At 42.4% G+C, this 22,829-nt stretch carries 18 protein-coding genes; 15 read left to right on the top strand and 3 right to left on the bottom strand.

Annotated elements, in window-relative coordinates; all coding sequences use genetic code 11:
- Nucleotides 1–103 precede the first annotated feature (103 nt).
- The 4 genes from FN815_RS04655 (at nucleotide 104) to FN815_RS04640 (ending at nucleotide 6,941) form a co-directional block, all read left to right on the top strand.
- The gene (locus FN815_RS04655; RefSeq protein WP_142453457.1) at nucleotides 104–2,257 is read left to right on the top strand and encodes a T9SS type A sorting domain-containing protein; all 2,154 of its coding nucleotides are present in this window, start codon (nucleotides 104–106) and stop codon (nucleotides 2,255–2,257) included.
- Between the two features lie 275 nt (nucleotides 2,258–2,532).
- Complete coding sequence (locus tag FN815_RS04650; protein ID WP_142453456.1) at nucleotides 2,533–4,380, top strand: T9SS type A sorting domain-containing protein; 1,848 nt, start codon at nucleotides 2,533–2,535, stop codon at nucleotides 4,378–4,380.
- Nucleotides 4,381–4,620: 240 nt separating this feature from the next.
- Entirely contained in the window at nucleotides 4,621–5,028 is a 408-nt protein-coding gene (locus tag FN815_RS04645) for a DoxX family protein (RefSeq protein ID WP_142453455.1), read from the top strand.
- A 191-nt stretch (nucleotides 5,029–5,219) separates the two neighbouring features.
- The gene (locus FN815_RS04640) at nucleotides 5,220–6,941 is read left to right on the top strand and encodes a carbon starvation CstA family protein (RefSeq protein WP_142453454.1); all 1,722 of its coding nucleotides are present in this window, start codon (nucleotides 5,220–5,222) and stop codon (nucleotides 6,939–6,941) included.
- 14 nt (nucleotides 6,942–6,955) lie between these two features.
- Here FN815_RS04640 and FN815_RS04635 read toward each other — a convergent pair whose 3' ends face one another.
- Nucleotides 6,956–7,873, bottom strand: a complete 918-nt coding sequence (locus FN815_RS04635; protein WP_142453453.1) for a universal stress protein — start codon at nucleotides 7,871–7,873, stop codon at nucleotides 6,956–6,958.
- Nucleotides 7,874–7,890: 17 nt separating this feature from the next.
- Nucleotides 7,891–9,510, bottom strand: coding sequence for a BCCT family transporter (locus tag FN815_RS04630; RefSeq protein ID WP_142453452.1), 1,620 nt, complete (start codon nucleotides 9,508–9,510; stop codon nucleotides 7,891–7,893).
- 515 nt (nucleotides 9,511–10,025) lie between these two features.
- Between FN815_RS04630 and FN815_RS04625 the strand changes: the two genes are divergently transcribed.
- The 9 genes from FN815_RS04625 (at nucleotide 10,026) to FN815_RS04585 (ending at nucleotide 19,916) form a co-directional block, all read left to right on the top strand.
- Nucleotides 10,026–11,225 carry a M20/M25/M40 family metallo-hydrolase gene (locus FN815_RS04625; protein ID WP_221930237.1) on the top strand — a complete coding sequence of 400 codons (1,200 nt, stop codon included), beginning with the start codon at nucleotides 10,026–10,028 and terminating at the stop codon, nucleotides 11,223–11,225.
- Complete coding sequence (locus FN815_RS04620; protein WP_142453451.1) at nucleotides 11,215–12,189, top strand: glucosyl-3-phosphoglycerate synthase; 975 nt, start codon at nucleotides 11,215–11,217, stop codon at nucleotides 12,187–12,189. Before FN815_RS04625 ends, FN815_RS04620 begins: the two co-directional genes overlap by 11 nt.
- Nucleotides 12,189–13,670, top strand: coding sequence for a glycosyltransferase family 4 protein (locus tag FN815_RS04615; RefSeq protein WP_142453450.1), 1,482 nt, complete (start codon nucleotides 12,189–12,191; stop codon nucleotides 13,668–13,670). The genes FN815_RS04620 and FN815_RS04615 overlap by 1 nt, the downstream gene beginning before the upstream one ends.
- A gap of 1 nt (nucleotide 13,671) precedes the next feature.
- Nucleotides 13,672–14,583: an HAD family hydrolase gene (locus tag FN815_RS04610; RefSeq protein WP_142453449.1), complete on the top strand. Its 912-nt coding sequence runs from the start codon at nucleotides 13,672–13,674 to the stop codon at nucleotides 14,581–14,583.
- Between the two features lie 262 nt (nucleotides 14,584–14,845).
- Complete coding sequence (locus FN815_RS04605) at nucleotides 14,846–15,349, top strand: Dps family protein (RefSeq protein ID WP_221930236.1); 504 nt, start codon at nucleotides 14,846–14,848, stop codon at nucleotides 15,347–15,349.
- A 103-nt stretch (nucleotides 15,350–15,452) separates the two neighbouring features.
- Nucleotides 15,453–15,638: a CsbD family protein gene (locus FN815_RS04600; protein WP_142453448.1), complete on the top strand. Its 186-nt coding sequence runs from the start codon at nucleotides 15,453–15,455 to the stop codon at nucleotides 15,636–15,638.
- A gap of 123 nt (nucleotides 15,639–15,761) precedes the next feature.
- Nucleotides 15,762–16,580, top strand: a complete 819-nt coding sequence (locus tag FN815_RS04595; RefSeq protein ID WP_142453447.1) for a mechanosensitive ion channel family protein — start codon at nucleotides 15,762–15,764, stop codon at nucleotides 16,578–16,580.
- 205 nt (nucleotides 16,581–16,785) lie between these two features.
- A complete protein-coding gene (locus tag FN815_RS04590; RefSeq protein ID WP_142453446.1) occupies nucleotides 16,786–18,849 on the top strand; it encodes a DUF349 domain-containing protein in 2,064 nt (687 codons plus the stop codon).
- Between the two features lie 242 nt (nucleotides 18,850–19,091).
- Nucleotides 19,092–19,916: an MBL fold metallo-hydrolase gene (locus FN815_RS04585; protein WP_142453445.1), complete on the top strand. Its 825-nt coding sequence runs from the start codon at nucleotides 19,092–19,094 to the stop codon at nucleotides 19,914–19,916.
- Nucleotides 19,917–19,923: 7 nt separating this feature from the next.
- Here FN815_RS04585 and FN815_RS04580 read toward each other — a convergent pair whose 3' ends face one another.
- Complete coding sequence (locus tag FN815_RS04580) at nucleotides 19,924–20,400, bottom strand: hypothetical protein (RefSeq protein WP_246075149.1); 477 nt, start codon at nucleotides 20,398–20,400, stop codon at nucleotides 19,924–19,926.
- Nucleotides 20,401–20,608: 208 nt separating this feature from the next.
- Here FN815_RS04580 and FN815_RS04575 point away from each other — a divergent pair, with 208 nt between their 5' ends.
- Both FN815_RS04575 and arsS read left to right on the top strand, forming a co-directional pair.
- The gene (locus FN815_RS04575) at nucleotides 20,609–20,944 is read left to right on the top strand and encodes an arsenosugar biosynthesis-associated peroxidase-like protein (RefSeq protein WP_142453444.1); all 336 of its coding nucleotides are present in this window, start codon (nucleotides 20,609–20,611) and stop codon (nucleotides 20,942–20,944) included.
- Between the two features lie 51 nt (nucleotides 20,945–20,995).
- Nucleotides 20,996–22,042, top strand: a complete 1,047-nt coding sequence (arsS, locus tag FN815_RS04570; RefSeq protein WP_142453443.1) for an arsenosugar biosynthesis radical SAM (seleno)protein ArsS — start codon at nucleotides 20,996–20,998, stop codon at nucleotides 22,040–22,042.
- The last annotated feature ends 787 nt before the right edge of the window (nucleotides 22,043–22,829 follow it).

The raw sequence follows: 22,829 nt of genomic DNA, 5'->3' as shown, positions 1-22,829 counted from the left end.
ATTGAATGGAAGGCGGGCAATCCTGCCCGCCTTCTTTTCTTTCTATGAAAGGAAATTTATCTCAGTTATATAGAATCTCATATACAAACAAGGGAATCATCTTATGAAGAACTTTAAAACAATAATATTTAACTCGCTGTTGGCACTGCTGACGCTGTTCTTAATAAACGGCACGGCATCTGCACAACAAGTGGAGCTTGACTTTGGAGGGGATCTTGCCGGCCGACCCGGTGATGCATTCACCATCGAAGTTACAGCCGATCTGGGCGAAACCGAGGTCGATAATTTCGATTTCGAATTTGAATATGACACGTCTCTCGTTGAGATTGATGTCGATTCAATTGAAGCCGGATCTATAGTAACCGGAGATTTTCAGGTGAATGAACCTGAAATGGGCCGAATTATTCTTGCAACGTATAATAACAGCATCACTGGAGAGAATGTACTGTTCACAGTTAAAGGAACATTTAAAGATTCAGGAGTAAACACTTCTGGTGTACAGTTTACCAATATCAATATTGGCGATGACCTGGCTTACAATGTTTCAACTCCTTTCGATATCAGAACTTCAGCCAGTGACGTATTAATAGCATTACCTGATGTTAACGGATCAGTTGGCTCTTCTGAAGAATTGGTTATTACTACTGATGACCTCAGTGGTTTAGATATCTATTCTTACGAGCTCAGCTTTACCTACGATTCTGACGCTATTTCTATTGATGGTGTTAGTGCTGACGGTACTGTTTCTGAAGGCGGACTCTTAGACTTGGGAACAAGTGCTACAGATACTGCCAAAATCGCTTGGGCTGGTAGCTCTGCAATTTCTTCCAACGGGACAGACCTGTTAAAGCTGGATGTTTCTTATCTGGCAGAAACAAGCTCTGAGTTGGAATTCGTTAAAGTTGATTTCTTCAACAGCAACGGAGACCTGGTAGTAATTACCGGAGTTGATGGTAGTGTTACAGTTGGAGAAGGTGGACTTATTGAATTCACGTCTGCACTTCCAGATACTGTTGTTGACGCAGGATCTACTCTTGAGTACAACTACATGGCATCAAGTGAAAGTGGTACTATAACTTATTCCATCCTCGAAGGACCAGCTGGTGCAACTATCGACGCTAGTACAGGTGCTTTTAGCTGGGAAACTTCAGAAGGCGAATACAGCATTGTTGTAGAAGCAACTGATGGTACCTCTTCTGTTACCGATACTGCTGCAGTAACTGTTGCAGGAAGTGCTCCTTTCAGCTTTGAAAATGGCACGCTCGGTTACTGGTATTTCCTCGACGATAACAACTATACTACGTCAGGTGAAATTACCGATGATCAAGCTTATGACGGCGATTATTCCGTTATGTTCACCGTTGGAAGCGATGCTGCTAATGGCGCATTTGTGAATGATAACTCAGAAGCTGCACCAGGCGATACGGTTAGATTCCATGTATACGTACCTGCATCTTCTCTTAGTGCGATCAATGGCATTCAGCCTTTTGTTCAGAATAATGGATGGGGCTGGAACAGCAATTGGTACGGTTCTGGTAACATTGCCGCAGACACTTGGGTAACTATGGATATTGTAGTTCCTCCATCTGAAACAATTGAGCGTATCGGCCTTCAGGTTGATGGCTCAGGTGCTTCAGCTACCCCAACTGTTTATGTGGACATGATCGAAATCATACCAGGTAACGCTGCTCCTACATTTACAAGTGTATTGGAAGAAAGTGCTACCATTAACGAGGAAGAAGAGTTTGAATTCACTTACGAAGCAGAAGATGCTGATGGCGAAGAATTGACCTTTAGCTTGGTTGAAGGACCGGAGGGAGCTTCTATCACTGGTGGAGGTGTATTTACTTGGACTCCATCTGAAACCGCAGGTGATGATGGTGACAGTTATACCATCACCGTAGAAGTAACCGATGGTAATTCAACAGTGTCTACTACTGTGGCAGTAATGGTAAACAATACTGTTAGTCTTCCTATAGACGGAACTACTCCTAAGTCTTTTGCACTACAGCAAAACTATCCAAACCCATTTAACCCGACTACCAATATAACATATGCAGTACCTGAAGCAAGTACTGTGCGACTTGATGTATTTAACGCTCTTGGACAAAAAGTATCAACGCTTGTAAACGAGCAAAAGGGAGCAGGTAACTATACTGTAACCTTTGATGCTACAAATCTTACAAGTGGCGTGTATTTCTTTAAAATACAAGCCGGCAGCTTTACAGACACCAAGAAGATGTTATTATTGAAGTAGCATACATACAGGCTCAATAAGAGAGACTGTTTGAGAAGGCTCCCACTTACCTGGGAGCCTTTTTTTATGTTTTGTGATTTTAGTTTATCGCTTAAAACCCGATAACTGATAAAGGCATTATTGTAGGAACATCCTATTTATTATCAGGTATGTCTAATAGTTGCCACAACTAATGGAAGAAAAATCTTAATTTTAGAAGCAGAAAAATTATAATTATACTTTTCCATAATGTAATTAAGAGTTGTTACGGAGAGTTTTAATCAAGAAATAAACCTATGAATATTAAATATCTACTATCGTTATTATTCGCATTTTTGCTTACCCAAATAAGTGTTGCTCAGGTTGTTGAGCTCGATTTTGGAGGTGATATCATCGGCATGCCTGGTGATACAGTTGAAATCAATGTTACTGCAGATTTCAAAAGCTACGAAAGTGACAGTTATAGCTTTGAATTTAACTACGATACCACTTTAATCAGTGTTAGCGAAGATGATGTCTACAATGGTGCAGGAGTATCAGGGATTTTCAACGCTAATGAACCTGAAAAGGGTAGAATAAAATTTGGTGCGTATGGCGGAACTATTAGTGGAGAGCTGATCCTATTCACAATCGAAGCCATTTTGAAAGACAATGGAGAATCTAGTGAAGGTTTTAATTTCTCAATTATTGATGTTGGTTATGATGGCAGTACCAGACTACAAACAAATATTACAGCGCCATATAATCTATCTGTTTCTGTAGTGGATGAGATCCCAAATCAAAAACCTGAGTTTCAGGGCGCTTTATCTGATACCACAACAAAGGCGGGTTCGGTTCTGAACTTCACTTATACAGCTCAAGACCCTGAAGGTGATGCCCTAAATTTTAGTTTAGGTGAAGGAGCCCCCGAAAATGCTTCTATTGATTCTGAAACCGGAGAGTTCACTTGGGTCACCACAGAAGGAATTTTTAAAATTGAGGCAATTGTAAGTGATGGAGAGCTTTCTGATACAACCTATTCCACAGTAATTGTTGATGCAAATTCAGCCCCTGAATTCACTAATGTATTGCAAGATACTACAGTAGATGCTGGTAGCACTCTTGAATTTACGTTTACGGCTGATGATCCAGATGGAAACACTTTGAGTTATTCATTGGCTGATGATAGTCCTGCAGGAGCTGAGATTGATCCAACCACTGGAGAATTCAGCTGGGAAACATCAGCAACAGGTACTTTTGATGTTACAGCCATAGTTACCGATGGAGCCTATTCTGATAGTACAACTGCAACAGTTACTGTAGCAGTATTGAATAATGCACCTGAATTTACAGCTGTTTTACCAGATACAACCATAGATACTGGGAGTACTTTAACTTTTACTTATGAAGCCGAAGATGCTGATGGCGACGACATTGTTTACAGCTTGTTAGACACAGCACCCACTGGGGCTACTATTAATGAAACAACAGGTGAACTAAACTGGGAAAGTGAAACAGGTGAGTACAGCTTTTCAGTTGTTATCTCTGACGGTTCCTTATCGGATACAACTACAGCAGCTGTAACTGTTGAAGTACCAAATAATGCACCAACTTTTGGTACTGCATTGACATCCTCCGCTACCCTTAATGAAGGAGAGTTATTTGAATTTACATATGTTGCGGTTGACCCTGAAGGAAGTGAAGTTTCTTATTCAATAGTAGAAGGACCAGAAGGTGCGACCATTAATTCTGAAACAGGTGTATTTACCTGGACTCCAGAAGATGGTCAGGATGGTGAGCAAACGATCACTGTTGAGGCCTCCGATGGAGTTAATTCAGTAACAACCAGTGCCACAGTGAATGTAAATGATACCATTAGCAATGAACTTGCAGGCACTCCAGGCAGTTTTGCCCTGAATCAGAATTACCCAAACCCTTTCAACCCTACTACCAATATCAGTTATGATGTTGCAGAAGCTGCAACGGTACAGTTAGAAGTTTACAACGCACTGGGCCAAAAGGTTACTACACTTGTAAACAGACAGCAAGGTGCAGGTACATATACTGTTACTTTTGATGCAAACAATTTAACAAGTGGGATTTACTTGATGAAGTTAAAAGCAGGAAGCTTCACTGAAACAAAGAAAATGCTATTAATGAAGTAATAACTTCAGAATTACGGCAAATTTGCTGAAACCCTTTGTATAAGCCTGACTATCAGCATTATATGAAGGGTTTTTTTATATCTGTACATGATGGGGGAACGGTGAAATGCAAAAAAATGATAACAAATATGTAGATATTAGCTAAGACCTTCCTTTTAATTTTATTTAGTTTACAAAAAAGACCGGCTTTTAAGCCAGCCAATAACCAAGACTTGACATCAATAAAAATGAGGTGATACTATGTTTAACAAGTTAACATCAACAGACGTTAATAAATTTATATCTGTCCATTATTCAGTTCTGTTACTAAGGATTGGCGCGGGTCTATTTATATTTACCCATGGACTGCCAAAACTGATGAAAGTTATAAATGGTGATTTTGGATTTGCCGATCCCATTGGGATTGGGCCAGAACTTTCTCTCATATTGGCTGCATTTGCTGAAGGAATTTGTGGCTTATTCGTGACTTTAGGATTATGGACACGCATAGCTTCATTCATCCTGGTGATAAACATGGCGGTAGCCGTATTTTTCGCCCATGCAGGGGATCCTTTTAGTCAAAAAGAGAAGGCACTAATATTTTTGCTAATGTTTATGGTAACCCTATTCACAGGTGGTGGAAAGTATTCAATAGATAGTAAGCTGTAAAACGATATTACAATCATTTCAGTAGATTAGATCATAGACCAGCTTGAAAAGAATACAGGCTGGTTTTTTTATTTGTAAAAGAGCTAGGGTGCAGCTTATGCTTTCCCTTTTGCTACTCTTTACACTTAGCACTCTTTTTATATATTTGGGGAGGGGAAATAAAGTTGGATAAATGTAAATGAGGTAAAATTATGCAAGCAAGTTGGGTAGCTGCGGTATCGCTTATACTATTTTTTGTTGGGTACAGATACTATTCAAGATTCCTTGCTGAAAAGATATACCAACTGAACCCTAACTATATTACACCTGCACATGAGTTTCAGGATGATGTCGATTATGTACCTGCAAACAAATGGGTGCTCTTAGGACATCATTTTACCTCTATTGCGGGTGCAGCTCCTATTGTAGGCCCTGCAATTGCTGTTTACTGGGGGTGGCTCCCTGCTATGCTTTGGGTAGTCTTAGGAACTATTTTTGCAGCAGGTGTTCATGATTTTGGAACCATGGTGCTTTCGGTACGCCATAAAGGTCAATCTATTGGGACCCTTGCTGACCAGTTAATCGGTCACCGTGCCAAGCTATTATTTCTTTTCATCATTTTGATTTTGGTATTGATGGTAAATGCCGTTTTTGCCTGGGTAATATCAAACCTGTTTATCAGCTTTCCTGCAACAGTACTCTCTATCTTTATTCAAATACCGCTGGCCATTTGGATTGGAGTAAGAGCCTATAGAAAAACGGGGAATATGGTCATCCCATCCGTTTTTGTACTGATAATAATGTACTCAACAGCAGTAATTGCCAGCTATGTACCGTTATTGCAGATTGATCTGGTCCAATATTTTGGAGGAGAAGAAGGGAGATCTCTGTTAGGTTTTTCAGGCGTAGAGATGGCATTCCTGATCTGGATTATTGTTTTGATGGTCTACGTTTATTTTGCCTCTACACTGCCAGTTTGGATGCTTTTACAACCCCGTGACTTAATCAATGCATATCAACTGGTGTTGGGACTTTTAATACTCTATCTCGGCTTATTCTTAAGCAGCCCTGAGATAACAGCACCTGCAACCAATCCTGAGGCAACCGATGTTAGCTGGTTTCCTCTTCTATTCATCACAATAGCTTGTGGTGCTATCTCTGGTTTTCATGGATTAGTGTCATCCGGTACTTCGGCAAAACAGCTTGATAAAGAGACCGATGCACGCTTTGTAGGATATCTTGGTGCAATAGGAGAAGGTTCACTGGCCTTAATAACCATCGCGGCCATCATAACCTATTTTAATAGCACCGGAGAGTTCATGAACGTCTATCATTCTTTTTCAGAAGCAGGTTCGGTAGGCTTAAATATTTTCGTAGAGGGTGCCGCTGAATTGGCTACTGCCTTGTGGATACCTTTAGAGGCTGCGAAGACCATTATAGCCGTGATCGTGATAAGTTTCGCCGCTACTACATTAGATACTTCGGTGCGACTGATGAGATATATCATAAATGAACTTGGGGAGGAATACCAGGTTGAACCACTCACAAAATTACATCTTTCTACCTTGATAGCAGTAGGAGCAAGTGCCGCTTTGGTATTATTACCTGAAGGTCCCAAAGGACTTGGATCTGGCGGCTATTTGTTGTGGCCTCTATTTGGAACATCAAACCAACTGTTGGCAGGTATTAGTTTATTGCTGGTGACCATTTGGCTAAAACGGAATGGCCGTAGCATCGTTTATACACTCATACCAATGATATTTGTATTAGCCATGACGCTCTGGGCTATGACGGAACAGGTTGTTTTAGATTGGTCGGGTTATGGAGCGAATGAAGCTAACTTCCTTCTTTTCGGTTTTGGGTCTATCATTCTTGGCTTCACCCTTTGGATAATTTTGGAAGCAATTATCCTTGTAAGAAAAGAAGAAAGCTAAATCTTCAAAGTAATTTAGCCCCTAAATAAGGAACTGAGAAATTTTCGGTGTTTGTCTTTGTTCTTGACTACCAGCAGTGGTATCCCAAAAGAATAATAAGTCATCTTATCCGTGAAGTCGTCGCGCAAAATACTGGTAATTTTCTTACCAGATTTAGCACCTACCACAATCAAATCGGCTTGATTTCGTACGGCTTCATCATACACATCGTCGCCCATTCGGCCTTCTTTGTGCAGGGTCAACGAAAAATCTACTTCAGCGGGGATATCATATTCTTCCTTGAATTCAGATTCTTTTTCTTCCAAATGATTTCTGAGCTTTGCTTTTTCTTCATCAGACGGCATATAGGGGAAGAAGTGAGAAGGGTATTTAAAAATATGTTGTGCTCTCACTTTACCGTCTTGAGATGAAACTAATTCAAGGCTTGTTTTAATAGCATTGGCTGATTGTTCTGAATAGTCGACAGGGGTAAGTATGGTATTGATGGCGTATCGACTGTTTTCAGGTACAAACAAGATGGAAGAAGGAACGTACTTAACAATACGCCGGGCAATCACGCCTTCTCCTTTATAGCCGGTTTTCTTTCCCATAACCAACAAGTCAGGATCCATACTATTCATAAGCTCGATGATCTCGTCGGTTGGGCGACCTTCTTTAATGATGACCCGCGTTTCAATATCATCTAAACTTTCAAAATTTGAGGAAATCTTATCTGATATTTCTTTTCGGATTACATCTTCAAAATCATCCTCAGATTCGATATCGGGAAACAGCTCAACCATCTCATCAGCAACAGAGCCCGATTCTACCACATGAAAAAATGAAATAGTTTTAGGTTTTACGACAGAGGTTAAAAAGTTAATGTACCCAATTAGGATATCGTCCATCTTGGAAAGATCAAGGCAAATAAACCAGTGTTCTAAATTTTTCATGATATAAATAGTACCTCCTAAACTTCGTCTTTTTGTTTTTCTATAGTGTCTTTAACCAGTTCTCTATAGGTATCGCGTTCTTCCTGTTTTATTTTGTTGTGTTTCTCTTGGTATTCCCGCCTGAGGCCCTGTTGCAGGCTGTAACACATTACCAACAAAATAAGAGCAAAGGGTAGGCCGGTACTAATTGAGGCTGTCTGAAGGGCGCTTAAGCCACCGCCGACTAAAAGTATGGCCGCAACCAGTCCCTCCGTTTGTGCCCAAAATATCCGTTGCCCAACAGGCGCATCCAGCTTGCCGCCACTGGTTAGTCCGTCAATAACCAGGGAGCCGGAATCAGAAGAAGTCACAAAGAAACTCAAAATTAGCACAATAGCGATTACCGAAGTAATCATCTCGAGAGGGAATTGCTCCAGGAATACAAATAGTGCCGTTGCTACGTTTTCATTAACAGCGTCTCCAATGTTGCCTATGCCTTGCATTTCAAGGCTGATGGCGGAGCCGCCAAAAGCTGACATCCAAAGAAACGTGATAATACTTGGAACAATGAGAACGCCCAATACAAATTGCTTAACCGTTCGGCCTTTAGAGATACGGGCGATGAACATCCCAACATAGGGAGACCAGGAAATCCACCAGGCCCAGTAGAAAATGGTCCAGCTGTTTTGCCAGTCACTGCCGGCATAGGATTCGGTCCAAAAGCTAAAGGTTGCTACAGAATTCAGGTATCCGCCAAAGTTCTGTACAAAACTATCCATGATAAAGATGGTCGGCCCAACAAATATCACAAACACTAAAAATAGCGCGGCAATACGGACGTTAAATTCGCTTAGTACCCGTACGCCTTTATCAATCCCCAATACCACAGAAAGTGTAGCGACCCCGGTGATAGCTATGATAATACCGACTTGTATATAAATATTATCAGGCAAACCAAAAACATGTTCTAAGCCTGCACTCACCTGTAATACGCCTAATCCTAAAGAAGTGGCTAATCCAAAAAGGGTAGCCAACACCGCAAGTACGTCAATAACGTCACCCATCCAGCCTTTAATACGATCACCGATAAGGGGATAAAATACTGAGCGGAATGATAGAGGGAGATTGCGGTTAAAGGCAAAGAAAGCCAGCGACAGGCCAACAACGGCATAGATACCCCAGGCGTGAAAGCCCCAGTGTAAATAAGTGATGTTCATGGCTTGTTGGGCAGCTTCCGTGGTTCCGCCCTCAACGGTTGGTGGGGATAAGTAATGAAAGATGGGCTCAGCCACACTCCAAAACATAATACCAATTCCCATGCCGGCACTAAATAACATGGCAAACCAGGCAAGTGTGCTGAAATCGGGTTCGGCTTCATCGCCACCGAGCTTGATATCACCAAACCGGCTAAAAGCAATAAAAAGCGAAAACAGGATAAATACGTTAACGGCTATAACAAAAAACCAGCCACCATTATTACTAATGAAAGCCTGGATGTTACTAAAGATATCTTCGGCACTGCTGCCCAATGATAGGGTAGCAACAATCATTGCAGTAATTAGTAATACAGAGGGCCAAAAAACGGGTTTATGGATATCAAAATATTTGTTTAAGCCCGTCTGTTTACCAGGCTTTTTTTCTTCTCCTCTTATTGCCATGATGGATTGTTTTAGGTTAGAATTAAATACAGCACTAATGGTGAGAATTCAGTCGCATTAAACTGGACTTGAAATAAGATGTCTGGCCTGGTGGGGTAAGCTGCTAAAATTTGATAAAGCCCCAAGAATTAAGTGCCAAATTCAACAAATGTGGATCAGGCAGACATAAAAAAATTGATGCAACTACATCTATAAAAGAGATCAAGACTTAAATAGTTCATCAATCCTAAACAAAAACCTGCCAATTATCAAATTGGGGCTAAAATCAACAGCATTAGCAGTTAGGCTATGCATAGTAAATAGCCTGCAAAAGTTTGTCTTTATTTTTTGCCTCTATGTACACAAGTTTGGTGTAAACTGAAGGTTAAGAATAGCTATGTTTACAAACTAAGCAGGGATAAAATTTGTTTAATGAGGATAAAAACATTAAATACCTGATAATTATAATGTAAAAAGCGAAAAATGGTTAATTAATTACGGTTTGATGTCACAATCTGCCTTTTAAAAAACCTGATATGGCACCATCAAAAAACATGAGTATAAAAACGGCTGGTACATTTGAGCAGATCCAAGAGCAACTACCCGCATTAACTGAAGCTATCAGCGAGATGCGGGAAACTATTTTAGCAAATCTTGTTTTGCTGGGCGAAATCCCCGCTCCCACATTTAAAGAAGAACGACGAAACAAAATGCTGGTAAACAGATTCAGTGAAGTCGGGCTTCTGAATACGGCTATGGATGAGAAAGATAACGGCTTTGGCGTGTTAGAGGGATCTGAAGGAGAAGGAAATATTTTGGTATTGGCTCATACCGACACGGTTTTTTCAGAGAAAACCGATCACACACTAAGTGTAAAGCCCGATGTGGTTACAGGCCCTGGCGTAGCTGATAATACGTTAGGTCTGGCGGCCATTGCTTCTTTACCGGATATTTTAAACAAACTGGATATTGAGCTTAAGAACGATCTTATCCTGATGGGTTCTACCAAAAGCCTGGGCCGGGGCGATATTGAAGGGTTGAGGTTCTTTCTGGCCAACAATGAACATCCTATAAAAGCCGGTATCTGCGTAGAAGGCGTTCAGTTTGGCAGACTCAGCCATATGTCAATTGGGATGCTGCGCGGAGAGATTGTATGCCGTATTCCGGCCGAGTATGATTGGACCAGCTTTGGGGATTCAAGCGCTATTCTTACCATTAATGAAGTGATCAACAAGATTAACGATATCCCGCTGCCTAAACGTCCCCGTTCCAGCATTGTGTTGGGTAAAATGGAAGGCGGTGCCGACTTCAACAAACGCGCTACAACAGCAAAGCTTGGTTTTGAGATACGTTCGGAGTCAGGCAGTGTAGTAGACGAAATTGGTTATCGACTGGAAGAAGCCGTGGCAGAAGTGGCTTCAAAAACCGGCGATTATTTGAATTTGGATATTTTTGCTAAAAGGCAGCCGGGCGGTATTGAATTTTCACATCCCCTGGTGCGCTGCGCCCGACAGATATTGAAGGAATGTGAAGTAAATCCCCGCTATGAACCGAGTACTTCTGAGCTCTCGGGCTTCATCGATTACGATATCCCGGCATTGACCGTAGGCGTATCATCTGGAAAAAACCTGCAAATGGAAGACGAATTTATAAACATTGACCCCATGTATAAAGGACTTGCACAACTGGTAGCTATTATCTTAGCTGTGGATGGAGGGCACTGCAATGAACATTGAGAAGTGGTTAGAAGAAAATACCTATCACCATTCCGATTTTTGGGATCTCAAAAAACTTATTCAGCGGAAAGAAGAGCAGGGGCTTACAATTTCGCTTTGTATCCCCACGCTGAATGAAGAAGAAACCATCGGTAAAGAGGTGGTCTTGTTTAAATCCGAGTTAGTGAACCGGTATCCGTTGCTGGATGAAATTGCAGTGATTGATTCCGGCTCCGAGGATAAAACGCTGGAAGTAGCCTCCACTTTTGGGGCTGACACTTACCTGGCTAGCGATATTTTGCCCGATCTTGAACAGAAAAAAGGTAAAGGCGAAAACCTCTGGAAAGCAATCTACCAGTTAAAAGGAGATATTATTGTATATGTGGATGCTGATATTAAAAACATCCATCCCCGGTTTGTCTATGGTTTGGTGGCGCCGCTTATCTATCGTGAAGAAATTAAGTATGTGAAGGCTTTCTATGACCGCCCGCTTGCCGTTTCCGATACTGTGAGGCCTTCAGGTGGTGGGCGTGTAACGGAGATTCTCATCCGTCCCTTGTTTTCTCTGTTTTATCCTGAACTCACTGCTATCATTCAGCCCCTTTCCGGGGAATATGCCGTACGACGGGATGTACTGCAGGAAATTCCCTTTCCAATTGGATACGGTGTGGAAACCTCACACCTGATTGATGTGTACAGCAAACATGGCCTCGGTGCTTTTGCCCAAACCGATCTGGATAAAAGAGTGCACCGAAACCAATCCACCCAGGCACTTGGTCGCATGGCATTTGGACTCTTGCAATCTTTTTTAACCCGTGCCGGCGATCAAAACGTAGTGGAGGTTAAGCAAGCGTACAACACGATCTTACGACAGTTCCAGGCCCGCAAAGAGAAGTATGAGCAACTGGAGCATGAGATTCACGAGGATGAACGCCCGCCAATGATTGATATCCCCGAATACCGCAAAAAATTTAATGTGGACTGATGCGTAAACCACGCGTAGCCATCTTGCACTATCATCTCCGGGGCGGAGGCGTTACCCGTATTATTGAGCATACTGTTGAGGCCCTCAAAAATAAAGACGTGGAGCTGTGTATAATCACAGGCGAAGAACCTGGCGATTCCTTTGATGTGCCGGAGGAAATCGTCAAAGTAGTTAAAGGGTTGTCTTATGGTAATGAAAATCCTGAACGGGATTACGAAGAGATGGTTTCCGAAGTGAAAGATGCTGCGAAAGATCAACTGGGAGCTCTGCCCGATGTGTGGCATGTTCATAATCACTCCTTAGGGAAAAATGCAGCTTTTACCCGGCTGGTTTTGAGGCTGGCCGAGCAAGAACACCGAATGCTTTTTCATATCCATGATTTTGCCGAAGATAATCGTGCAAAAAATTATCGCTACCTATCAGGTGAGTCGTCTGTTTCTCAAGAACATTCATTGGCTCAACGGCTTTACCCATTAGCCCCGAACATTCACTATGCCGTACTTAATGGACGAGATCAGGATATCCTGGCGGATACAGGCATCAAAAAGGATCAACTTCATTTGTTGTCCAATCCTGTTTCTTTAGATCTGGAGCAAGAAGAAATAGCAGGTAACGAAGATAATCAGGGGGGTTCAGGAAAGCTTTACTTGTATCCCTGTCGGGTAATCCCCAGGAAAAATATTGGTGAATTTTTGCTTTGGTCAGCTCTCGCCGGCGAAAATGAACACTTTGCGGTAACCCTGGCTCCTAAAAACCCCAAGTATCATGACAGTTATAATCAGTGGAAAAAGTTTGCTGAAAAGGAAAAGCTGCCGGTAACTTTTGAAGCAGGCCAGAAATGGGACATGAGTTTCCCGGAATTACTGAACCGTGCCGATGCCTTTATCACAACCAGCATTGCTGAAGGTTTCGGGTTGATTTACCTGGAAAGCTGGCTGGCAGGTAAACCTCTAACCGGGAGAATTTTACCCGACATTGTGGCTGACTTTAGAGAACGGGGAATTCAGTTTCCCGGGATGTACGAGCAAGTAAAAATACCGGTAGCATGGATCAGTAAGGCTAAGATAACCGCACGTTTCAGGAAAGCGATACAAAAGAACCTGAAGCGTTACGGGATTGAATTTGAAGAAGAAGATCTGAGCTATTGGATAAACACGTTATTAGACGAAGACAAGGTTGACTTTGGGGCGCTGGATGAAGAGATACAGCGAACGGTGATTGCACGTCTCAGGAAAGAGCCTGCCCTGAAAGAGCAGATACAGCCCGTATCCCTAAGTAGCAAATGGCCGGATGAGGCAATTATTGAAAAAAATAAAGCGATCACGAAAAAGGAATTTAGTTTGTCGCGCTACGCTGAGCGATTACTTGAGGTGTATGATGCACTTCAAAATGGCGAGACAGAAAAGGTGAAATATGCCCGGTCTTCTTCGCTATTAAAAAGATTTCAATCTCCCCAAAACTTCTCACTCCTCAGAACCTGATATGTCGGCAGAATTTACATCCAAAGAACTAAAGAAATTTAAAGAGATTATTCGAAAAAGGTCTGTGGCCAAAGACCCGATAGAAACCGGTTTTGAGCCACAACTATCTCCATTAAAAAATATAAAAGCTGTGTTTTTTGATGTGTATGGAACCATTCTCATTTCCGGGACCGAGCCCATGCAACAAGATGGGAAAGAGCGGCAAATTAAAGCCATGCAGGAGTCTTTTCAGGCTTTTGGCATTTCGATGGAGCCTGACGTGGCTAAAAAAGCGGTAAACGTGCTGCACAAAATCATACGGAAAACCCATCATAAGAAAAAAGAAGAGGGAAAGGATTATCCCGAAGTAGATATCATTCGTGTTTGGATAGAAGCAGTTCGGGAGCTGGAAGAGGAAGAAATGATTGGAGGATTCGATTTTGATGATATACCCGCTTTGGTTACTGAATTTGTAACCCGCTACGATGAACCCTGGCTGATGCCCGGCTTGCAGTCAACTCTGGATAGCCTGCAAGAGAGTGATCGCTTATTAGGGATCATTTCAAACTCTCAGTTTTATAGTCCACTCACATTGGAAGCCTTGACAGAGAAATCGCTTGAAGAGATGGGCTTCCATCCGGATTTATTGTTTTGGTCTTTTTCGGAAGACATCGCCAAGCCATCGGTTCATTTTTATGAGATAGCCAGCAAAAAGCTTCGGGAGGACTATGAAATTGAACCAGAAGAAGTACTATTTGTGGGTAACGATATGCTCAATGACGTATACCCTGCTGCTGAGGCCGGTTTTAAGACCGCTCTGTTTGCAGGAGATCAACGTTCACTACGTCTAAGGGAGAATGATGAACGGTGCCAAAATATAGAACCTGATATTAGCATCACTCATCTTAGCCAGATTCCCGAATGCCTTGATTAATAAGCGAAAAGAAAAATAGTATACAGCTTAGCTCAGCATTTCTAAGAGCTGTAGATTTCCAAATTAATACAAAGGATTTGAGCATTCTTAAGATAACCATGCGGGGGTAAAAAGAAGCTAATTTGTACCTCTGAATGTTCCATAAATACTGTCGATGAGGGTTATTGTAAATCTATTTAAATAAGGAGTTGAGTAATGGAACCAATCCTGTTTAGTATTGTTTATTTAATTGAATATTCACAAAAACAAAGTAAGTTGCACGATGGATATTGAAACACTAAACGGAGTATCAACCATGGAAGTAAATATTGGGATCACTGAAGAGAACAGAGAGAAAATTGCTGAAGGACTCTCAAAAGTATTGGCAGACAGTTATCTGCTGTATTTGAAGACACACAATTATCACTGGAACGTTACAGGTGAACTTTTCCATCAACTTCACGAGCAATTTGAAGAACAGTACACGGAACTTGCTGAAGCTATTGATGAAATTGCGGAACGTATTCGTGCCATCGGTTTTCGGGCTCCGGGTTCTTTTAAAGAATTCAATGAATTAACATCTATTGAAGAAGATGTTGACCAGCCCAAGGCCAAAGAAATGGTGAAACGCTTAGCTAAAGCCAACGAGCAGGTAATCCGCACTGCACGTGAAGCACTAAAACCTGCTAACGAAGCCGAAGACGAAGCTACAATTGATCTGTTAACGGAACGTCTGACGGTACACTCCAAAACAGCCTGGATGCTTCGAAGCCATTTAGAAGATTAAAACAACGACTTACTAATATAGAATATACCAAGAGCAGAAGGCGGCTCGTCTGCCTTCTCTCTTATCAACTGATACATATAATTAAAGCAAACAGGAGAGCATTATGAATGACCTTAACATAAAAGGTAACTGGAACGAAACTAAAGGAAAGCTGAAGCAAAAATACGGTGAGCTTACCGATGACGACTTAGCTTACACAGAAGGGCAGGAAGATGAGCTGCTCGGAAAGCTTCAGAAAAAACTTGGTAAAACAAAAGATCAGATAAAAAAAGAAATTGCTGAACTCTGATTTTAAAAAACTTGTATTTGAAAGGAGGGTGAACAGCCCTCCTTTTTTTATGGCTATAAATGATACTGTTTAATTATTTTGCCATATTTGAGAGTATAAATTTTAAAATTAGGAGTATAGTAAATGGATAGTTTTACGATCAGTTCAGAAGAATTAATGGGCTTTGTAATGGAGTTTGGTCCTAAACTGCTGGCGGCAATTGCTACGCTGGTCATTGGTTTATGGATTGTAAAGATTTTGGTGAAAGGAGCCGTAAGGGTGCTAAATCGCAGTAATGTGGATGATGCACTGGTGGCATTTCTGAAAAGCCTGATATCCATTTTATTGAAAGTACTGGTCTATATTACAGCCCTGGGTATGTTGGGCGTTCAAATGACGTCGTTCATTGCCATTCTTGGTGCAGCGGGTTTGGCGGTAGGTTTGGCACTGCAAGGCAGCCTCTCCAATTTTGCAGGCGGTGTACTGATCCTGTTCTTTAAGCCGTTTGAGGTTGGGAATTTTATAGAACGCGGAAGCGAGTCTGGTACGGTGGAGAAAATTGATATTTTGCATACCACCATCAGAACTCCGAACAACCAGGTGATTATTGTTCCCAACGGCCAGCTTGCAAATTCACCTGTTACAAACTATTCAAGAAAAGAAACACGAAGAGCCGTGTTTTCGGTAGGTGTCAGTTATGATTCAGATGTGAAACAGGCCCGTGAAGTAATTTTGAATGTGTTGAATAGTGATGAACGTACATTGCCAGATCCAGAGCCAGTGGTTGTGTTGACAAATCTGGGAGATAGCTCCCTTGATCTTTCCGTGCGCAGCTGGACCAAGACCGAAGACTACTGGAGCTACTTCTGGGAGAATCTGGAGAAAATTAAAGAAGAGTTGGATAACAACGACATCGAAATGCCTTTTCCTCAGCGCGATGTGCACTTGCATAAAGAAGAGTAAGAAGACAGTTTCGTGCTTTTAGGTGACGATCTTTTAATAGCAGCGGTACATATCAACCCATCGTATCTGCCTGATCTGAATAGGTTTGTGGTTTTTTAGACGGCATTGCCAAAAATTGGTTAGATATATTATCTTAACAAGTCTAACGAAGAAGGCTTAGAGCCGTGAAATCATAAAACTGTCCCACGAGGAAAGGAAGGTTACTGTGAAGAACCTGGAGCAAAACAACACCGATACCAAAGATCAAAATACCAACGCTGAAGAAAACAACACTTCTGCAGGCGAAGAGAAGCCTACCAAGCAGGAAGAAGTGACTGAAGAGACTTCGAAGGCCACTGATGAATCTGTTACAGAAGACACTCCTGTTGAAGAGGAAGCTGCTGTTGAATCTGAAGAGAAGCAACAAGAAGCACCGGAAGCTGAAACTGCTGAAGAGTCCGCAGAAGAAGAAAGTGCCGAGGCTGCAGATGCCGAGGAAGCTGAAGAAGAATCAGCTGAAAGTGAAGACGTTGAAGCCTCGGAAGAGGAGGGTGACGGTGAAGCCGAAGAGTCTGAAGTAGACGCTGAGAGTTACTACGAGGAAATCGTGGAGCGTGCCAAAGAACTGGTAGTTCAGACAGACTGGACCTTTGTAACTACAGAGCTGGCTAATCTCGCACAGCAGGTTGCTGATGGTCCTGAATCCGTTAGTGATAAGGCAAGCAAGCTCATCGATGAATTTAATGAGTTGCGTGAAGGCTTTGAGGAAAAGAAGCGCAAGCACTACGAAGAGCAAAATCGCCGCAAAGAAGAAAATCTTGCCAGAAAAAAAGAGCTCCTCAAAGAGCTTTCCGATATTGTTAGTGAAGAGAAATGGACGGCTACTCGCGAAGTAGGCAAAATCCGAGGAAAGTGGGACTCTATCAAACTGTTGCCACAAGGCGAAGCTGAAGCCCTGGACAAACGCTACAATGAACTGCTGGCAGAGTTTGAAGACCACAAAGTAGACCGCTTGGTTAAAAAGCTTCAGAAAGAAGAAGAAAACCTGGAGCTTAAGCTTCTTCTGCTTGACAAAATGGATTCATTGGCCAATTCTTTAAGTGAAAGTACTTCCAACTTTAGCGAGATGGAAGACAAGTTCAATAAGCTCATCTCACAATGGCGTAAAGTAGGTCGTGTGCCTTCCGATAAAAATCAGGGCTTGTGGGATCGCTTTAATGCGGTACAGGATAGGTTTAACGAACTCCGGTTCAAGTTTGATAAGAAGTATCGCGAGAAGATTGAGAAGGCCCTTGATAAGAAGAAGAACCTCGTGAAAGAGGCCGAAGCGCTGGTTGATATGGACAATATTGCCAAAGCGGCACGCAAGGTGAACAAACTGCACAAGGCCTGGAAAAAAGCAGGTAACCTCCCACAGAAAGAAGAGAATGAAATGTGGGACAAGTTTAAAGCAGCCACGGATGCTTTCAATCAGAAGAAATCAGATAATATTGATGTACTCCGGGAGCAGGAAGAGAAGAACCTGGATAAAAAACATGAGTTGATTGAAAAAGCATCTGAAATAAAAGACACCGACGATTTTGATAAAGGGCATCAGATTATGCAAGATCTGATGAAGAAGTGGAAGAAAATTGGTCCTGTACCCCGGAAGAAATCATCCAAGATCTGGAAGAAGTTCAAGGGTGAAATGGATGTCTTCTACGATCGCCGCAGAGAAGCCTTTAAAGGCCGGCGGGAAGATCAGAAGGAAAACCTGGAGAAGAAACAGGAAATCCTTAAGAAACTCGAAGAGCTGGGCTCCCACGACGATCCTGCGCTGGCAGTACAAGAAGCCAAAGAATTGCAGCAGGAGTTTAAGGATATCGGCTATGTGCCCATCAAAATGAAAAATAAAATCTGGAAGCAGTACCGCGAGGCTTGCGACGTGATATACGATCGCTACCGCGCACTGGGTTCTGATTTGGGCATGGAAAAGAAATTAGCTTCGCAAGGTGTTGATCCCGATGACCGCAAGAAAGTCATTAAATACCGCAAGGAAAGTGATAAGCTCAAGAAAGAGGTATCCAAGCTCGAAAGCGAAGTCATTCAGTACGAGGAGGCACAAACCTATTTTAAGCCAACGAATAAAGGAAGTGCGCTTCGCGATGAATTGCAGGATAAAATTGATAAAGCGGAATCTTCCATCGAGGAGAAGAATGACCGAATCAAGTACCTGGAGAAAGAAATTGACCTTATAAAAAACAACAGTGCCGACCTTGACGATGAGGAGGACGGCGACGAAGAAGAATAATTTTCTTTGGTTTAGCGGGTGAGATTTCTGTACAATTCAGCATAATTCATGAGACTGGTATATCTCAGAATGTATTTGCCGTATAAAAGGTTACTTTGCTAATGCGGTAATAAAATGTGTAGTTTTTATTTGAAAATACGCGTTTTATGAGGCGAGAATAAAATACCCGGAATTTGGAAAATGCGATTAAAATAATTTTGTGGGGAGTCAGGGGCTCAACCCCTTGTGCCAACACTGAAAATATGCAATATGGAGGGAACACCACTTGTGTGCAGGTGGAGATCCCTTCTCAGGATGAATTGCTTATTTTTGATTGTGGAACAGGGTTGCGAAATCTTGGTAATGCACTCGAAAACGACACAGATGCTGCTAAAGGCCGTATTTTTATCACGCATCCACATTGGGATCATTTGCAAGGCTTTCCTTTCTTTAAACCTTTTTATGATCATAAAAACTGGTTCCGGATTTATCTTCCCCCTCAGGGAGAGATGGGGTGCCGGGAAATTCTGCAGGGACATATGTCAAAAACCTTTTTCCCTGTCTCCATGGATATGCTGCAAGCAGATATTGATTGCGAGAACTTTGAAAACGGTAAGAAAGTATTTGAGCATTATACCATGGAATATATGTGGGCAAATCATACCGTACCTACGGCCATATTCAAACTGAGAACACAGGATAAATCCATAGTTTTTGCTCCGGATAATGAAATCCCGGATGAAAAAGGAGGCCGTTCAGCCGATGAGTTCAATAGCAAACTATGTGATTTTTTGGAAGGCGTGGATCTGCTCGTTCATGATGCCCAGTATTCAAAAAAACAATATCAGTCGAAAAAGGGATGGGGACATTCCGCCTGGGAGCTGACAGTAGATATGGCCGCAAGAGCGGGCGTGAAACAATTATGCCTTACACATCATGATCCCGATAATTCAGACGGTGTACTGGCTCGCCTGGAGCACACGCTTATGAAGGAGCATGCTGATAAATTTGAAAAAATATGGCTGGCAAAAGAAGGGCAGGAAATAACCCTGCCCTGTATCAAATCTGATAAAGTGTCGGTGCAGTAACCGCAGATTAGAAGTAGTAGCGGATACCCAATGCCCCGTTGCCATCAAACTCGGTGGCAGGAGTTAAGTTTAAGATGGGCACAGCTTCAATAAACACATCAACCGGCGCATCTTGTATGTGATAATTTAACCCGAATGGTACACGAACACCCACTTTGGAATCAGGGTCTGCAAATAGGAAGCGGGCACCAATACCATAGTAAAAGGCAAGTTCACCCTGATCAACTTCGTTAAACCAAGAGTGTAGCAGGTAATCACCATGCAGGTGCAAGGCGTCATAGGCGCCGAAAGACCATGCTGCTCCAAAAGCCAGGGCCGAACGGTCATTATTCCAAAGTTTAAAAGAAAGTCCCGTTGGTTCACCTAACATTACGCCTATCCCAAGGTCTCCGCCTTCCTGGGTTTGTGCTTTGGCATCGGGTGAAGAAACGGCTATAATACCAGCCATTATAAATAGAAGTGGTATCAGTTTATATTTTTTCATTCTGAAAATAAATTTTGGTTAGAATTCTATTCACTTAAAGGTTTGAGACAGGAAAAAGTTTCAACTTGAAGTTTTAATTCCTGTTCAAAATAAAACAATAAAGCAGCTACGAATTATTTTATAGGATGTTGAGGTTGATTATACCACATCGTGCCTATGAGATTTGCATAAAACTATTAACCCATTTTTTAAGCATAACAAAACTATTATGGACAAGACCTATTACAAACCAGAGGATTTAAAGAAGTTTGGTGATATTACAGAATTCCAGGAAAAGCTGGGAGAGAAGTTTTTTGATTACTATGGCGAGGTATTTGAAGAAGGGGCACTTACCAAAAGAGAAAAAGCATTGATAGCCCTGGCCGTAGCACACACGGTGCAATGCCCCTACTGTATTGATGCCTATACCACCGAAAGCCTGGAAACCGGGGCCAGCGAGGAACAAATGATGGAAGCTGTGCACGTATCTGCGGCTATTCGCGGAGGATCCTCGCTGGTGCATGGCGTGCAGATGATGAACAAGGTGAAGGACTTGTCTATGTAAGGTATTGCACACTTTGTGTATCAATTATTTTTATTCTATTAATTACATCCTATGAAGAGTTTACAAGCAGAAGCGCATACGCTGTCGGACCCGGCCGTGCAGCTTGATATCATTAACCATCATTCCGAAAAACTAAAAAGCCTGCCAAAGTTTGGTGAAAAGCTGGAAGAGATAGAGCTTCATCCCCTTAAACCGACCGGCATAGATATTTTTCAGATGAACGTGGGCTACATGTGCAATATGACTTGTAAGCATTGCCATGTGGATGCCGGGCCAGACCGGCAGGAAATCATGACCAGGGAAACTTTTGAGCATTGCCTGGATGCCTTGCGTGAATCCGATATCCAAACCGTGGACCTTACAGGGGGCGCTCCAGAGATGAACCCGCACTTCCGCTGGTTTGTGGAAGAAGTTTCAAAAATGGGAAAGCGCGTGATTGTGCGATCAAACCTTACTATTCTCACAACCAACAAATTCAGCGACTTGCCAGATTTTTTCAAAGAGCATCAGGTGGAAGTAACCTGTTCGCTGCCTTTCTACAGCAAGTCGCGTACCGACCGTCAGCGGGGTGAAGGAACCTACGATAAATCCATCACCGCTCTTAAGACCCTTAATGATATTGGCTATGGCAAAGACAACACGGGATTGATACTCAACTTGGTATATAATCCCGTAGGTGCCTTTCTGCCGGGTGATCAAAAGACATTGGAGGCAGAGTTCAAGCGACAGCTCAGTCGCAAGCATGAGATCGAATTTAACGAGTTGTTCACCATTACCAATTTGCCCATCAGTCGCTTTCTTAATTTTCTGTTGATGAGCGGTAACCTGGATGAGTACATGGAGAAGCTGGTGGAGTCATTCAATCCCGGCGCGGCCGCCAATGTGATGTGCCGAAATACCATCTCGGTAGGCTGGGATGGCCGCCTATATGACTGTGATTTCAACCAGATGCTGGAAATGGAAACCCATCCCAACAGTGTTCAACACATCCGTGATTTTGATTTAGAAAAGCTGAACAACCGCGAGATTCGCATCAACCAGCATTGCTACGGCTGCACCGCCGGTGCTGGAAGTAGTTGTGGTGGAGCTACGGTTTAATTGAAATGGATTGGTTTATAAATTAAATGCCCTGATTGGTTATGATCCATAATTGCAAATTACCATAGCCCCCGACTTCCGTCGGGGGGGTGAAATTGTAGTAGAGTAAAGCTTCGCCCTGATGGTGGTTGGGATTATTCCATTTTTCGAAGCTTTGGTTGCGATCTTTCCAAAGCTATGGGAGCTCAACCCTCGATAATCAATGGGGCTTTTCTTTCATCTGGGCTCGGGTTTTGGTGCCTCTGTCATGCTATCACCGGCCTGAAAGCCGGAGCTATTTTAAGTATTCCATTCGAAGCGGTATGTGTAGTAGAGACTGTAACAGCTAATGTGTCCTTCGCAACTATAAGATTCTCGCCTTCGCGGGAATGACGGGTGGATATAATAGAATCGGTGGTTTGGGATATTTTATAAAGGGGTGAAAGAGGAACAGATACTATTAAGATGCCTAAATCTCTACAAAGAGTATCACTAAAACGATTTCGTTGTTTGCTCAACAATGTTTAAACAATTGACATAAATTTACCCTTCGTCCGACCGCTTCGGGAAGATGTTACAAAGGGTCGGATAAGTTCAGCGGTCTCATATGTTAGAGGGAGAACTATTTACCAACAGGCAAAAGGTTGTATAAGTAGCTTGTGATCTTTACTCTCTGCCTGTTTTATTGGAATCGAGCCAGCCTGGCACCTTCAGTATTGGTCTATGCACTGCCTGCAGGCAGATGCACTTCGTCAGGTATATCCAGGCTGGTTTTTTCTGCCGTTGAACCTCAACAGTACCAACAGAG

It is taken from the genome of Gracilimonas mengyeensis (assembly GCF_900182705.1).
GTDB classification, from domain to species: domain Bacteria; phylum Bacteroidota; class Rhodothermia; order Balneolales; family Balneolaceae; genus Gracilimonas; species Gracilimonas mengyeensis.
Note: the sequence above shows the minus strand (reverse complement) of the source record. Positions and strands in the feature narration are given on the sequence as shown.